The 14,596-nt window shown below is 49.2% G+C and carries 13 protein-coding genes; 4 read left to right on the top strand and 9 right to left on the bottom strand.

What is annotated here, in order from left to right; genetic code table 11:
- Window positions 1-105: 105 nt before the first annotated feature.
- From KP814_RS05270 to KP814_RS05260, 3 genes are all read right to left on the bottom strand, one after another.
- Window positions 106-3,192 (bottom strand): SLBB domain-containing protein, encoded by a 3,087-nt coding sequence (locus KP814_RS05270; RefSeq protein WP_216735769.1) that lies wholly within the window; start codon window positions 3,190-3,192, stop codon window positions 106-108.
- A 17-nt stretch (window positions 3,193-3,209) separates the two neighbouring features.
- A complete protein-coding gene (locus KP814_RS05265) occupies window positions 3,210-4,700 on the bottom strand; it encodes a capsule assembly Wzi family protein (protein WP_216735768.1) in 1,491 nt (496 codons plus the stop codon).
- Between the two features lie 226 nt (window positions 4,701-4,926).
- Entirely contained in the window at window positions 4,927-5,274 is a 348-nt protein-coding gene (locus KP814_RS05260; protein WP_127969749.1) for a histone-like nucleoid-structuring protein, MvaT/MvaU family, read from the bottom strand.
- Window positions 5,275-5,500: 226 nt separating this feature from the next.
- Between KP814_RS05260 and KP814_RS05255 the strand changes: the two genes are divergently transcribed.
- Window positions 5,501-5,806 (top strand): helix-hairpin-helix domain-containing protein, encoded by a 306-nt coding sequence (locus tag KP814_RS05255; protein WP_127969748.1) that lies wholly within the window; start codon window positions 5,501-5,503, stop codon window positions 5,804-5,806.
- A gap of 100 nt (window positions 5,807-5,906) precedes the next feature.
- Here KP814_RS05255 and KP814_RS05250 read toward each other — a convergent pair whose 3' ends face one another.
- The 5 genes from KP814_RS05250 to KP814_RS05230 all read right to left on the bottom strand — a co-directional run bounded on the left by KP814_RS05250 (window position 5,907) and on the right by KP814_RS05230 (window position 11,308).
- On the bottom strand, window positions 5,907-7,076 hold the full coding sequence (locus KP814_RS05250; protein WP_216735767.1) for a DUF3103 domain-containing protein: 1,170 nt from the start codon (window positions 7,074-7,076) through the stop codon (window positions 5,907-5,909).
- A 485-nt stretch (window positions 7,077-7,561) separates the two neighbouring features.
- Window positions 7,562-8,146: an ATP-dependent Clp protease proteolytic subunit gene (locus tag KP814_RS05245; protein ID WP_216735766.1), complete on the bottom strand. Its 585-nt coding sequence runs from the start codon at window positions 8,144-8,146 to the stop codon at window positions 7,562-7,564.
- Window positions 8,147-8,296: 150 nt separating this feature from the next.
- Window positions 8,297-8,812, bottom strand: a complete 516-nt coding sequence (locus KP814_RS05240) for a DUF1993 family protein (RefSeq protein ID WP_216735765.1) — start codon at window positions 8,810-8,812, stop codon at window positions 8,297-8,299.
- Window positions 8,813-8,937: 125 nt separating this feature from the next.
- Window positions 8,938-10,929 (bottom strand): diguanylate cyclase domain-containing protein, encoded by a 1,992-nt coding sequence (locus KP814_RS05235; protein WP_216735764.1) that lies wholly within the window; start codon window positions 10,927-10,929, stop codon window positions 8,938-8,940.
- Between the two features lie 124 nt (window positions 10,930-11,053).
- On the bottom strand, window positions 11,054-11,308 hold the full coding sequence (locus KP814_RS05230; RefSeq protein ID WP_216735763.1) for a hypothetical protein: 255 nt from the start codon (window positions 11,306-11,308) through the stop codon (window positions 11,054-11,056).
- Between the two features lie 162 nt (window positions 11,309-11,470).
- Here KP814_RS05230 and KP814_RS05225 point away from each other — a divergent pair, with 162 nt between their 5' ends.
- Window positions 11,471-11,971 (top strand): hypothetical protein, encoded by a 501-nt coding sequence (locus KP814_RS05225; RefSeq protein WP_216735762.1) that lies wholly within the window; start codon window positions 11,471-11,473, stop codon window positions 11,969-11,971.
- Window positions 11,972-11,980: 9 nt separating this feature from the next.
- Here KP814_RS05225 and KP814_RS05220 read toward each other — a convergent pair whose 3' ends face one another.
- Window positions 11,981-12,250 (bottom strand): hypothetical protein, encoded by a 270-nt coding sequence (locus KP814_RS05220; protein WP_216735761.1) that lies wholly within the window; start codon window positions 12,248-12,250, stop codon window positions 11,981-11,983.
- A 235-nt stretch (window positions 12,251-12,485) separates the two neighbouring features.
- On the opposite strand from KP814_RS05220, the gene dusA reads away from it, so the two are divergent.
- On the top strand, window positions 12,486-13,535 hold the full coding sequence (dusA, locus tag KP814_RS05215; RefSeq protein ID WP_253938184.1) for a tRNA dihydrouridine(20/20a) synthase DusA: 1,050 nt from the start codon (window positions 12,486-12,488) through the stop codon (window positions 13,533-13,535).
- 27 nt (window positions 13,536-13,562) lie between these two features.
- Window positions 13,563-14,522, top strand: a complete 960-nt coding sequence (tal, locus tag KP814_RS05210) for a transaldolase (protein WP_216735760.1) — start codon at window positions 13,563-13,565, stop codon at window positions 14,520-14,522.
- Window positions 14,523-14,596: the final 74 nt, after the last annotated feature.

Here is a 14,596-nt window from a genome sequence, read left to right as displayed (position 1 = left end):
GAAGGTCATTTCTCTTCCTATCTGGATAGAAAATCTTTTCATAAACCCTCCTGAACAAAGTAACAGTAACTACATTAATGTAGTTACACCAGGGAATTATTTACGCTATAAACTTGCAACCGCCGCCGCTCCCAAAGCGATCTGATAGAAGATCTGACTGACATTCGTCCAAAGCTGTAGCTTACTAAGCCTGTCCGTTTCCAGAGGCACTACGATAGTGTCTCCAGGCCCTATCTTCTCTGTACCACTGCTAAACCAAGGAGAACCGCCTGGTAGCCAAACGGAGCCATTTGCCCTTACAACATAAGTACGTCCCGCGTCCGCTTGAGCCGTTTCGCCGCCACTCCGTTTAATATAGTCTTCAACGGAAAGATTTTGATAAAAGATATGGCTGGTGGAAAACTGGACTTCTCCTATAACCGTCACAGATTGCGTGACTGGAGGAACGATTAATCTATCTCCCTCCTGCAAAATGACATCTTGTTTCTTATCCCCCTGCATCAACGCACTCAAGTCTATTACCAGACGACCCAGAGGCTTGCTCTCTTTGACTTGGCTAAGCAAGTTTTCCAATGTGCCCAGATCAGATGTAGATATTTCCTGCCCAGGGTTGCCTTCCCTGGCCAATTGCAGTTGCAGTGAGGCCAAGTCCCTTTTCAAGCGCGCCTCCGCCTCTTTCAACCTCTCCGCCTCCAACTCCGCCAGACGCTCTCTTGTATAGATCGCCCCCTTAATAAAGGCGTTCGAGCTGAATCCCCCAGCCCTCTCGATAACTTGCGATAGCGTCTCACCCTTTCTAACTACATATTCTCCCGGAAACTGAACCTCCCCCTCCAAAGTGACGGTATATCGCTCCGCGTACTCAGGTATAGTTTTTATAAATACCTTATCCATAGCTTTTAGCTCGCTCGTCACGCCATCAGTCAGCGTATTTACAGGCGCATTAAATACTTCCAAGTCGCTTTTTGCAGAAGAGACATTTATGCGCGATATTTCGGCCTGCAGCGTATATGAAGAGTCGAGCAATCCCCCCGCCGCACGAATGAGCCGATCAATTGAGAATTTTTCCGTAACAGGATAGGAGCCGGGAAACTTCACCGCGCCGCCAATGGTCACATACTGAGGGGGGTGGCCCGGGCGCGCTTGCTCTCGCAACCTGCTAATAACGTCTTCAAGAAGCGGCTCCCTGATTGCATCTTTATTAAAGAGAATGAGCTTATCTAAGGGCTTAATCGTATAGCCGGCATCTCGCTTGTCAGAAAAAATTTCTACCAAGTCCAGCGCCTTAACTGCAATATCTCCACGCGGGTTGACCTCTCTTATCAATAGCGCGTAATTGAGGTCCGTTACGGCTGGGTCTATCCCCCCTGCAGCAATGATAGCGTCCTTCACAGAGTAGTTTTCAGGTAACGGAAACTTACCTTGCAGGCGAGCGGTTCCAAGAACGGAGAATGTTTTTTCTTTTTCGGCCGGGCTCGACTGCGCCTTTAATTTTCTTAACAGTCCGGCCAGCATTTTGCTTCTGCTGCGATATCGATCAAAAACCAGCAGCCGGTCCTTATCCATCATAACCACATTTGCAGCGCTACTTGGTTTTGAAAGGGCTTCCCCTAGTTTGACGTGAATAACTTCAATGTCTTTATAGGCGCCCTTTTCTCTGACTATCAGCGCATACTCCAGGTCCGACAAAGGTTTTAAGCCTGATTTGATGGAGTGCAAGACATCACTGACCCGCATCCCCGGACTCCAGTCGTATACCCCTGGGCGGCTGACTTCGCCCAAGATTTTCACGTAGCCTTCCACAAGTTCATCCACGGCGCCGACAGTAATTAAGTCACCATTTTTGACGCCAAACCTTTCCCCCTGCTTGGTAAGGAGATTCACGTCCTGCACCGTCTTTTTAAAGCCATCGGCGACCCGCTCCACCTTGGTGAACTTCGGGTAGGCTTCCGCCCGAAGCCCCCCCGCCAGCTCTACAACCTCAGATATCGTCTTTTCATTCTTCAGCTCGTAGACAGCAGGGCGTTGAACATAGCCATCAACGCCCACAGCTTTACCTTTGGGAGGGATAAAAATGACATCGCCAGGCTGCAAGCGATGATCAGCGCTTGTATCTCCGCTCAGCAGCAAGTCATACAAATCCAAAGCGGAAATCAGCTTACCTTGGCGCTTAAGCTGAATATTACGTAGCGAACCAGTAGGCCTCACTCCTCCGCTGACAAACAGAGCATTAGTCATGGTAGATAACGAACTTACTGTATAAGCCCCCGGCGTTCTTGCCTCGCCCAGGATAAACACCCTTATGCTTCTTAGCTCGCCCAGGGAAATAGCACTCTCAACGCCAATAAATTTTTGTTGAATCAAACGTGTTAATTGATCTTTCAACTCGTTGAAAGACAAGCCCGCCACGGGAATTGGTCCTATTTGAGGTATCTGAATCTGACCGTCCCTGGTAACTATCAGCTCGTGTAGTTGATTTTCTTTGCCAAACATCTGCACCCGGATAGTGTCTCCAGGTCCAACGATATACTCTGCGGGTATAGGTATTTCAGTGACTGGTGCAAACGTGGTTGGCGCACCAGCAAATAGGTCATAGCCAAATGGTTTTATTTTATTGGCGGTAGAAGGCGCATCAGGTCTCTCTTCTCTCTCTCGTCTTTCTCGCCACTCCCGCTGATCCAACTGTTCTCGTTTGTCTTGGCGGTCAGTCCTGAACTGCTTGTTACGCCGATCCTTATTATAACGCTCCCTGTTTTCCTCCCTTGAAGACCAGCTTCTATCTCTCTCATACTCTCCATCTTGACCCAGATCTCTATCGGCAGGCGGCTCATCATCGCGCAACAGCCAGTCTTGCTCATAAGAGTAAGCCCCTTCGTCCGGCTCCCATTCATATCCATACTCATCAATACGACTGTCAGGTCCACCACTGTCAGCAAGTCGCTCTTGTTCTTCAGAAGACAAAGGCCTGACTGGCGATTCCGGAGCCGGCTCAAGTCTTTTCTTGCTTGTGGTGGCCTGTGATTTTTTTAATGCGTTTATATCCAGGCCATATTGTTGGGCCAGCGCCTTTTGTTGCGCCTCAGGAAGCGAAAGAAACTGCTGCACTTGCTCTTGCGTTAGCATCTGAGCGCCTGAGAGCAAGCTCCATCCCCAGAGAAGTATTATCGCTATAGCTTTATACATACTGTGCATATATACGTTCTTCATTATTAAAATCTATATGTCCCTTCAAGCCACACCAGGAAGTCGCCACTTGCGGCATAATCGTTGATTAATTCTCTAGAGAAATAGTTACAGCCGACTTCATACCGCAACCCTCCCCATTCATTCTGATACGCCAGCTGTGCTTCCCATAGCGACTCTTCATAAAACTCTCCGCTGGGCGAAGGGGCAATTCGCGCGCTGTCAATGTTCGCGCGCACTTTTGCAACAGACCCTGTTATCACCGTAGAACTCGGGGCAATTAAACGCAGTCCAATGGAATATATTTCCGCATCATTATCCACCGAGGCTCCAATAGAGCGTCCGTGATATCTGTAACCTGTCAGGTAAGTTTGATGGTTATATGCAACATTGGAAGAAAGAGATCCAAAAATCCCCCCCGCCGATGTTGTCGCCGCTTCAAGAAAAAAACCGTAATCCCAGTCATTTAGACCAAATGAGCTCTCAAGCCCACCGAGCCATAGCCTCTTGGACGGTAGGCCTCCAGCTTCATCTTCTCCAACCACTTGCAGGTAGAGGGCGGAGGGAAGCGAATCAAAATCAAGGGAAAAGCGCAGGTCGATACCGGCTAACTGATTACCAGGCTCATTCTCAGCAACGACCCCTCCATCTCCGATGTTGTCTCTCCCCAACAACATATCAACCAAACTGGAAATTGACTGAGGACGCCCCTCTCCTCCCCACTGAGCAACCCGATATAATCCAAACTCCAGATTTTGCAGCGGTCTAAAAGAGAAACGAGCGCCTAGTAGTTTGGCGTCAGGGACAGCACGCTCGCCCTCCAATTGACCACCAAACATTTCGAAGCTCCAGGGCCCTAACCAGGAAAGCCAGCGTGTTTCAAAAGAAGTGTCGGCATTACGCCGCAGGAACACGCCAGGGACCGGCCTGGCGTTATTGGAAAGAATAAGACTGGATTGCCACCCCGGTCCCCACCAGCGGTCAATTGCGCCGATGCCAAAAACCCAATTACCGAAGATTCCAGCAATATAAGAGCCGTCGGCCCGAGCAGTAGGAGTCTCGTCATAATCCCCATTGACGCCGCCGACACGTATGCCGGCAGCCAAAAAACTACCCAAAAATTCCGCTTGCAACCATGCTTCATCTTTCTCTGTAAAACTGTCACCAAAGCCTTTTAGGAAAGGAGAACGACTGGAAGCATAGAATTGAGCTTCAAAATGAGCGCTCTGAGTCTTATAGCGGCGTAATTCAAATTGGACATAGTCGAAAGCGGTACGAATACGGTCGGAAGGGAGTTCTGCGCGGTCGATCAGCATCAATTCTCTATCAATGCTGGACCAGGAGATAGGCCACGCCATCACATTCAGGTTGGCGTACCCTGAATCGACTAGTAGCTGCAGGCTGTGACGCAGACGGATATCGTCAGTATCCGCCCATGGCGAAGCATGCGCATTAAGTGACCAGACCAGGAGCAAGGCAAGTACAGACTTCCTCCCCGGAATTAGTGATTCCTTCACCCTTATTACCGATTATTGTAGTTGTCTGATACCACTCTGATTAGGAGAGCTGGCGTTATTATAATTAGATACAGCTATTTAAAAGGATTATAGGAGAGATGTTTTGGAATGTGTAGGAAGCGAGGAAAATTAATTTTTGCGCATTATTTAACCAAATCAATGCATTAGGTGACTGATTTTGGTGCGCGCCACCTGCCGGAAAGCACTGCAGGTAGCGCCAAGAAGCTTAGCTGATCCAGCTGTCGACGGTTTCTTTACCGTACTTACCGCGCCACTCGTTCAGCACTTTATGGTTGCCGCCGCGGGTTTTAACCACTTCGCCAGTATGAGGATTTTTGTATACTTTCAAAGGACGAACGCCACGACGTTTATCAGTCGCACTGGGTTTCTCGTCTTTATTCCACATACGAACGACTTCTTCTTTGGATACCCCGTATTTATCCATTAAGTCCTGTAGTTTCTTTTGAAACTCTAACGTTTTCTTAACACTCTCATCGCTCTCCAATGCTTCAATTTTCTTCTTGAGGTTTTCGTAGGCGGCTTTTGCTTCAATATAAGCAGATAGTTTATTCATTTATAGCTCCGGGGGTTATTCGATCGGGTTTACAATCATCCCATAACAATGTAATTAAAAATAAATAAATATCAAGAGGTATATGGAGCATTTCTTACAGTCGTACGTTATTTCTTACGAAAAATTCAGAATAAAGCGTACAGCTTTTTTAAACGCATTGAGCATAATAGCGCCACCACCGGGATCGGTGGATATTAAATCAAATACTTCAATGGAGTGATTTCACATGCAAAAACTGCTATCCGTTATTTTCTTCGCTTTTACTCTCGCCTTCGCTAATGTTTCATTCGCTACGGACGTCGCGCCACAGCAAACGCAGCCGGCCGCGCAACAGAATGTGGTGAATATTAATACGGCGGACGCCGAAGCATTAGCAAAAGCACTCAATGGCGTTGGCCTTAAAAAAGCCGAAGCTATTATAGAGTTTCGCACCACCAACGGCCCCTTCAAAGATATTTCCGAGTTGGCGCTGGTTAAAGGTATTGGTGAGAAGACCGTAGAAAAGAATCGTAGCTTGATTGTGCTGGAATAATATTGAGGCATTCGAAAGGCCCCTCCACAAAAGTTATAACTGTTCCTGGAGTGGGCCTTTTTTATTTGGCGGGCGCATCTACGCGCCTGCTTATTTACCGTTATTTAATTCCATTCAACGTGTAGGGTCTCATAGTCGTCATCGCATTACCCGATACGCCCATGTGATTTCCATAGTGCATACTCTTTTCTAATGTATAGAAAGAGTCCAGATAGTCGTCGTCGTTGCTGAACCAGTGTTCTGGCATCAGTTCGACAATTCCGCTGCCTAAAGCCACCAATGCCCCAATCTCCGGCTGCCCCAGCGCTGACAAAACTTCAGCGGCGGTAGTCAGAAGTTTTTGCGCCAGCGTTTGATAGTTGGTGTTGTCGTCATGCTCCATCAAAATGATATTCGCTGCGCCCCAACGATATCTATCCCAATAAACGACAACCTGGTTGGGGTAATAAGTTTTGCCGTCTTCATCGAGATAAGGCATGTCCACAATATCCAGCGCCGGCTCATCCCTGCTGGGGTCAACGCCTGTCACAATCGCGTATACCTCAGCATTGCCAGAGATCCATGGCTCTTCGTCGTCTTCCAAACGGATGCTGTCCAGTATGGTCACATCAATGCTATCCGACTGAGCTTTATTTATCTGAATGGATTTAGACGCGGAGCGAGAAAAAACCTCACGCATCTGCGCCAAACCAAGCTGCATATCCTTTTTCGCATTGATGTCGACAACGACAACGGGCTGTTCCGGCATATTCCACACATCCAGCAAGTGCAAACCGCCATTGCTGTCATAGGCTTCAATATACTGCCAGGAAGATTCGTCCCCATCCGGTTCGTAGGCATAGAGAGGCTCCACGCCCTCTTGTAACTGCGACATCATCTGCGGAGCGGCTATGCGCAACTCAAGTAATGTTTCCCCTTTTGTCCGTATGCCTTTCTTGTTCAGGACGCTTCTTTCTGCGCTTTGCGCCTGACTCACAAAGGAACTGGATAAACCTTTTACATCCTTCAGTACATTGGCCACCGAGACGCTGCCGTTATTTTCCTTTAATTGGCGTACAAGATCCGCTGGATTAATTTCCCGTGCAGCGGCGCTGGCCATCATACGTTTTTCATTGGCGAGTTTGATAAATCCAGGCGGGACGAACTTAGAGTGAATAGCAGGAACATTTGATGGCGAGTTATTAATGGTGACCGTTTCGGCCGCCGTTATATTGGACATGAAACTGCACGCCAACAAAGTTACGAATCCCAAAGCAGTATTTTTCCTCATACTGAATTCCTTATTATTTCCTTATTGATAGAACCCTGATACAGGTCTATTCCCTCGACTACGAGCGCTGGATAAATGGAAAAGAGCGAATAGCCCCCATCAGGGGTTACTGCCGGAGAACACACTGGATTTTGATAACGACTTTATATGCATGAGAGGTCCGCCGGTCATTTGAGAATACAACATGTTTTCCAAAAAGTTTCTCAATGATTTAATTTTTTTAATATTTTTGAGAAGAATGTTGCAAGTTTCAGTTTTATCGGCTGAATAGGATAGTGACGAGGCTGATATTTTTTCCTATGCTCTAGAGCCAAATGACTCTAAAAATCTCTTTAGTATCAGAAGGCTGAGGCGGAAATAGAGATACATTGTTATCTATTTTTCGCGCCAGAAGTATATATTCGATAAGGTCGGTTATATAAATCGTTATAAATAAATCATGAGCGCTTTAAACCGCGCTCATGAAGCAGTAGAGAATATAAAGTTTACTGGAGATCCTTGTAGGACTCGATTACACGGGAGACAATGCCGTAATCCATCGCCTCCTCTGGACTCATCCAAAAATCCCTTTCTATATCCACCAATACTTTTTCGAATGGTTTGCCCGTCTGTCTGGCGACAACATGGGCGATACGCTCACGGGCTCTCAGGATCTCTTTCGCCTGAATGGCGATATCCGAGGCAGGACCGCCTGCGCCGCCGCCAGGTTGGTGAATCATAAAGCGCGTATTGGGCAAACAAACTCGATGCTCTTTTTCCGCCGCCAAATAGATATGCGTACCCGCACTGGCGACCCATCCAGCGCCTACCGTAACGACCGGCGCGCGGATGAAACGAATAATGTCGTGAATTGCGTCTCCCGACTCCACATGCCCGCCGGGAGAAGATATCAGCACTCTGATAGGGTCTTCCGAGTCTTCCGCCAAGGCTATCAAGCGCTGGCAGGTCGCTTGCGCCATTTCATGGTTGATCTCGCCGAAAATAAACACAAAACGGGACTTGAACGAATACTGCTCTTCAATACGGTCAGTCTTACTCCCCTTTTCAGGTTCGCCGGACAACTTTTCCATGGATCACTCTCCTTATATTGATTTTAGCTTGCGCACTGAACGCAACCGGTGATTAAGCCACCTCAGTATAGTTCACCTCTTCCAAATCAAAACAACCCCAAAAGTAACCCCGAGAAGTGACCTAGGTGCGAAGGTCAAGGTTCATGAGGCTCAAAATGCAAATCCCGGGGGATACTCATGAAAACCATCGAAGTCCCCCTTCCCAACTGGAACCCCACAATGTCGCAAAATTGCGTAGGCCATGCTGAGATGAAAGAAAAAATTCGGCAATGCGTACTGGGTTAGAAAAGTTTGACCATCCAATCGCAACTCTTTGAACCCGGCTGTCGTCACAATTTCCCGTTCTGCAGCCTTGGTAAAACTTTGCGCTGACAAGGCCTGCAAATAGCGCTCTGCTTCTTGAATTTGACGGTGCAGATCTATGACAGTGTCTTCACGAGACTGTATTTCTGGTATCTCCAACCCGGCTAGCGGATAGCAGGTCCGCAGAGAAAAACCGATCGCCGTGCGCACCTGCTGTACAAGCGGGAACATTCCTCGAGCGAGACTCGTTTGCAGTATTGCTTCCTGTTTAGACGCCGTCTCAGCATATGCCTCCAGGCGGTTCAACATGACGGACAAACGCCGCAAATAGTGTTCAAAGACGATAACGGATTGATCGTACATGCTACTCCTTAATCGATAGACACATGAAATACTTAGCGTTGGCGGTCATTAAATACAGGACGCATGACGACGAGTAAATGCCTGTGAGGTAAATGAAGACGTTGCCGCGATGTTACAGCACCAGGCTACTCTTCGGCGCCATCCAGGTCTGCGTAATACCGATACTGTCCAGGACCGCTTTTTTTGGCTTCGTACATGGCTTCATCCGCACAGGAAAGCAGTTGGGACTCACCAGAGACATCATCAGGATAGACGGCGATGCCGATACTGGGGGAGGTGCGCACTTCGACGCTTGCAAATATGTATGGCGCAGACAGGCTCTTGATAATGCTTTCCGCAAGCCGCGTAACATCGGAAACGCCTTTAATATCCAGGAGCACCACCACAAATTCATCGCCCCCCAACCTGACGATCAAATCCGACTCGCGCACCACTTGACGTAATCGGCGCGTCACCTCCTGAAGCAGCGCGTCGCCGATGTCATGTCCATGGTTATCATTGACGTCTTTGAAACGATCAAGATCCAGATACAGCGCAGCGACTTTCTTGTTCTGTCGCCGGGCCACCGCTAGTTCCTGCGTAATAAAAGTAGAGAGGAAACGTCGATTGGGCAGCCCCGTCAACGTATCGTGAGTCGCGAAGTATTCCGCCTGTCGCTGCGCGGTCATTTCGCTGATCAGTAACGCCACGGCGACTGCAGATGCTTTCTTCTCTTCAAACAAGGGCAGACAGGAGGCTAAAAAGTGCCGCGACTTACCTGCACTGCTCTCATTCATCCTCATCTCAATACCAAATTCCGGGGCCCCGGACTCCAATACTTTCAATACCACCGGTTTGGTCCACTCCATCAACTCACTGGAGATTTCATGGATATTACGCCCCACCACCCACGTATTATCCACCCCAAACCAGTCCGCCAAACGGGTATTGATGCGCAGGCAGTTCAAGTCCTGCCCAATCATAGCGATGCCAACCGGTGAGCCTTCGTACAGCATTTGCAGCTCCGAATACTGGCGCTGCAAGGTTTCCTCTCGATTTCGCAGCTTCTCCAGCATATCCCGCAAGGCCGCCGCCAATCCGCGAATTTCTCTGGGGGCGAATGATTCCGTGTAGGAAAGTTGGCTATCCGTGCGCTCAATCGCTTCCGCGGAAGCCGCCAGCTCTCTTAGAGGACGCGAAATACGCGCCGCGATCATCCAGCCAATCATGGCAAAAATAATAGTAATCGAGCCTCCCCACATCCATATTGCCGCACTCAGCTGCCGAACCGGACCGAGGGCCTGGGAGACTTCCCGTCGCGCAATGACTGTCCACCCAAGCCCGGAGTATTCAAGGAACCCCTTGGTGCCTGAAAAGCCCGTCAAATACTTCTGACCATCGGGCCAAGTCATAATGTGGGTTTCGTTGCCTTTGAGCGAATCTGGAAGCGTCACTTTCGTAAAAGGCGTATTTTCAGGCGCTAGCAGAACATCGCCATCCTTTGAGAGCACCAGCAGTTCTATATCTTTGTTGCGTTGCTGCAGCAGGCTGGATGCGGCTTCTTTGACCCAGTCCCAATTAAGGTGAGCGCCCATTACGCCAATTGGCGCGCCATCCGGCCCGAGAATCGGCGCAGCGAAGTCCACAATACGCAGAGGTTGCGTCGGATCTCCCTGACGCGGATAGCGATCAAGCATTTCGCTATCTCTTACATCGCCAACATAAGGGGCGAGATGCCCTTCTTTCCACCAGGGCAAGCTGGAAACATCCACCCCTTCCATCAGACCACCGGTAGCTCGGAGCACCACACCGTTAACATCGGTGAGACCCACCCAGGCGTAATAGCCGTAAGTTCGCTTGAGGGTTTCCAGAATATTGCGCTGCAGCTCCGCCTGGGAGCCATTGAGATTGCGGATAGTGGGGAGACTGGACACGTTGATCATGTCACTGAGCCTTTCGAACATCCCCCTATCCAACCGATCCGCCATTTGATAGGCGAGTTCAGAATACTGCTCCCCTAACTCATTCCGTAAACGGTGCGAAGCCTCATAGTCGACAATCCCATTCACAAGGCTGGTGGTGATGAAGACTATTCCGGCAAGGGTGAGTGATAGCAGGGTTCGAATACCCAGATTCATAGCGGCCGATTCCGATCGCAGTCTGAATACTAAGAGATAGATGATTTGACAAGGGGTTGCAAGAACTCTGAGGGACTATGCGCCAGAGAAAGACGCATAGTGTGCGGCGGAAAGTCTGGTCGGGCTATCGATATCTATCTTTCATAAAAACCAGAATAATCAGGCCTATCAGACTGAACAACCCAAGAAATCCCCACACTCCAGAATACCCTTTGCTTTTCGCATACTGCCCGCAGCCCCACACAAAGAGGACAATGCCCAATAAGACGACAATAACACCCATTGTTGGACTGGTGGCGCTCATGGACTTTCCCGCCAACTGCATTATGACGCCTAGGCCGACGCCGATATTGGTATTTCGTTTATGCTCGTAAATCATTTAATCATCTCAATTAATACTTTCATGGCGAGCACCGCCTAACGCAGTACTTTACGCGCCAACACTTTGCAGGCCGCGTATCTTATACTTATAAATCGAAAGGTGACGAAAAATTATCTTTATGAAATGTAAAATCTGACGTCCGCCACAGAGGCATCTACCTTGGTTATCGCTCTCGCCATGCTATTTTTTCTGGGATTCTTCCTGGCGGCGCCATTCTGGGTCTCGTTCCTGACTAAAAACGAGACCAAAGAGGGTCATTGGCTCTCAATCACTGCCAATTACATCAAGGGAGATCCATACCATCATCTAGCTCTGGGCTACTCACCTTTCCTCTTTTCCGTAGGCGCAAACCTACTTTTCAGCCAAGATCCAGCGGACACACAAATAGAATCAGGCCTCTTAACTATCGGACTCGCAATTTTTTTCATTATAGGCAGAGAGCATCTGTCTCACGCTCTTCTTAAACGCAAGAGGGCTGGGCTCGTATCGATCGCTGCGTTTTTTGCCCTGTTCGCACTGGCTTACTTAACTGGCGCCGGCTGGATACATCTTATTTCTTGCGTTTTCTTCAGCGTCTTGATCTGTTTAATTTGGACGCCATACGCCCTTGTAATGGAAGCAACCTATGCGCATGACCCGAACAAAGACAAAGAAGGGTGAATAGCGTCGCTATGCCTCTCCATTCGAGGAAGAAATATCCGCCTTGATGGCCAAATAAAGTAACTTAATAAGCCCGCCAGCAAATACAGGCCCTGCCGTCGCAGCGATGACCACAGGGACTAGCATTCCAAGAGCCCCGTAATCTCTGACTTCTGTATCCATATATTCTCGGTACATAAATTCAACGCCCAGCATGAGAAGCAGCCCTCCAAGAACCAAAACCAAGGCGCTCAACCACTTCCATGAAGAGATAAGCAGCGGGGCGATAAAAGCGACCATAATAAATAGGCCTACGCACACTAATAGCAATGCCGCCTCCCAATTCCTTTTCCAGATAAAGTTACGGGCCTAAATCGTGACATAAACGTTACATAAGCCGTCACGAAGCTCACTGCCTTACAGCGACGGCCATGATATACTGCCCGCCAATTGACCAAATCAGGTCGCCCAAGAGCAAAAGGCGCAACAACGACTTCAGTTCGCTGCAAGCCTCCCCGTTTTTAGAGATGTAATAATGCCTGCAACTTCAGCAAACAACGCAGACATGACGAGCAATGATGGTCTTCGTCGCTTTTCCGTGGCCCCGATGATGGATTGGACGGACAGGCACTATCGTTACCTCGCCCGCCTCCTTTCCAAGCATACCTATTTATATACCGAGATGGTGACCACCGGCGCCATCATACATGGGGACCGTCATCGCTTCCTGGATTTCAACACCGAAGAGCATCCTGTCGCCGTGCAGCTTGGCGGCAGCAATCCTGACGAATTGAAGGAGTGCGCCAAGATTTGCGAAGACTGGGGCTATGCTGAAATCAACCTGAATGTGGGATGCCCCAGCGACCGCGTACAGAACAATATGATCGGCGCCTGCCTGATGGGCTATCCTGAGCGAGTGGCGGAATGCGTGGCCGCCATGCGCTCCGCTGTTTCCATCCCGGTGACGGTCAAGCATCGCATAGGCATAGATGATCAGGACTCCGAAGAGTTCTTGTTGAATTTTGTCCGCACCGTCAAAGCAGCAGGATGCTCCACCTTTATCATTCATGCGCGCAAGGCGATTCTCAAAGGACTCAGTCCAAAGGAAAACCGCGAAATTCCACCGCTGATATATCCGCGCGCCTATATGATCAAGCAGACATTTCCAGAGCTTGAGATCATTATCAATGGCGGCATCAAAACCATGGCCGAATCGGAAAGTCATCTGCAGGAGGTCGATGGGGTCATGATTGGGCGCGAAGCCTATCAGCGCCCATGGATGCTGGCGGACGTGGACCATCGTCTGTTTCACACTCCGCCGCCAAGCTTCAGCGCTACGGATATCGGCTATCAGTTTTTAGAGTACATCGAACGCAACTATCAAAACGGCGTTGCGGTCTGGCATATGGCGCGACACGCGCTGGGTTTGTTTCATGGCCAAAAAGGTGGGAAACAGTTTCGCAGATATTTAAGCGAAAACGCCATCAAACGCACCGCCTCACCGACTGTTTTTAGAGAAGCTTTAGATATAGTATCTTCTTACAAACAGTCCAACTCTCTGAACACCGCCTCCGAGGCGGTCTGAAAGAACCAACCCAGGGATAAAAATACAATGGCTTTAAGCAAGCTCGAGCAATTACGCCAAATGACTTCCGTTGTCGCTGACACGGGCGATATCGAAGCAATCAAAAAGCACAAACCCGACGACGCGACCACCAACCCTTCGCTACTGTTGAAGGCCGCATCTCTTCCCGTCTACGAAAGCCTGGTCAATGACGCGCTCAACTATGGCAAGCAACAATCCGCTACGCCTGAAGAGGCCGTCGCCCACGCTATCGACTACTTGTCCGTATCTATCGGCAAAGAAATTTCAAAAGTCATTTCGGGGTATATTTCCACGGAAGTGGACGCTCGCTTGTCCTTTGACACTGACGCCACCATCGAAAAAGCCAAGCAGCTGATCAAGCTTTACAATGACGTCGGCGTTGGCAAAGACCGCATTCTGATCAAAATCGCGTCTACCTGGGAAGGTATTCGCGCTGCGGAAGTGCTGGAAAAGCAAGGCATTCGCTGCAACCTGACGTTGCTGTTCTCCTTCACTCAGGCGGTTGCCTGCGCCGAGGCTGGCGTATTCCTGATATCGCCTTTTGTTGGGCGCATCTATGACTGGTACAAAGCCAAGTGGAACAAAGACGAGATTTCCGTTGACGAAGATCCTGGCGTAGTGTCAGTCAAATCTATTTACGAGTTCTACAAATCGCGTGGTTACAACACTATCGTAATGGGCGCCAGCTTCCGTCATGCTGGACAAATTGAAGCCCTGTCAGGCTGCGACAAGCTGACCATCAGCCCAGAACTGCTGAATGACCTGGAAGCTGATTCCGGCGAATTGACCCGCGCCCTATCCTCTGAGCAGCCTAGCGCCGAACGCGATGCGCCGATTACTGAAGCCACTTTCCGTTGGGGGATGAACGAGGACGCAATGGCGACCGAAAAACTGGCCGAAGGCATTCGCAAGTTCGCCGAAGATCAAGTTAAGCTAGAGCAAATGCTACTCAAGAAAATGGGCTAAACCTGGCAGAGCTTCTAGGGTAACCCCAATAAAAAAGGCGGGCTTCTATAAAGAACCCGCCTTTTTTAACCCCG

Source organism: Hahella sp. HN01 (assembly GCF_018986435.1).
GTDB lineage: Bacteria > Pseudomonadota > Gammaproteobacteria > Pseudomonadales > Oleiphilaceae > Hahella.
This window is presented reverse-complemented; position numbering and strand designations above follow the sequence as displayed.

Coding starts and splice junctions, on each gene's coding strand:
- KP814_RS05240 (WP_216735765.1), bottom strand. CDS start 8,812: ATGTACGATCAATCCGTTATCGTCTTTGAACACTATTTGCGGCGTTTG.
- KP814_RS05270 (WP_216735769.1), bottom strand. CDS start 3,192: ATGCACAGTATGTATAAAGCTATAGCGATAATACTTCTCTGGGGATGG.
- KP814_RS05230 (WP_216735763.1), bottom strand. CDS start 11,308: ATGATTTACGAGCATAAACGAAATACCAATATCGGCGTCGGCCTAGGC.
- KP814_RS05260 (WP_127969749.1), bottom strand. CDS start 5,274: ATGAATAAACTATCTGCTTATATTGAAGCAAAAGCCGCCTACGAAAAC.
- KP814_RS05245 (WP_216735766.1), bottom strand. CDS start 8,146: ATGGAAAAGTTGTCCGGCGAACCTGAAAAGGGGAGTAAGACTGACCGT.
- KP814_RS05235 (WP_216735764.1), bottom strand. CDS start 10,929: ATGAATCTGGGTATTCGAACCCTGCTATCACTCACCCTTGCCGGAATA.
- KP814_RS05220 (WP_216735761.1), bottom strand. CDS start 12,250: ATGGTCGCTTTTATCGCCCCGCTGCTTATCTCTTCATGGAAGTGGTTG.
- KP814_RS05255 (WP_127969748.1), top strand. CDS start 5,501: ATGCAAAAACTGCTATCCGTTATTTTCTTCGCTTTTACTCTCGCCTTC.
- tal (WP_216735760.1), top strand. CDS start 13,563: ATGGCTTTAAGCAAGCTCGAGCAATTACGCCAAATGACTTCCGTTGTC.
- KP814_RS05250 (WP_216735767.1), bottom strand. CDS start 7,076: ATGAGGAAAAATACTGCTTTGGGATTCGTAACTTTGTTGGCGTGCAGT.
- dusA (WP_253938184.1), top strand. CDS start 12,486: ATGCCTGCAACTTCAGCAAACAACGCAGACATGACGAGCAATGATGGT.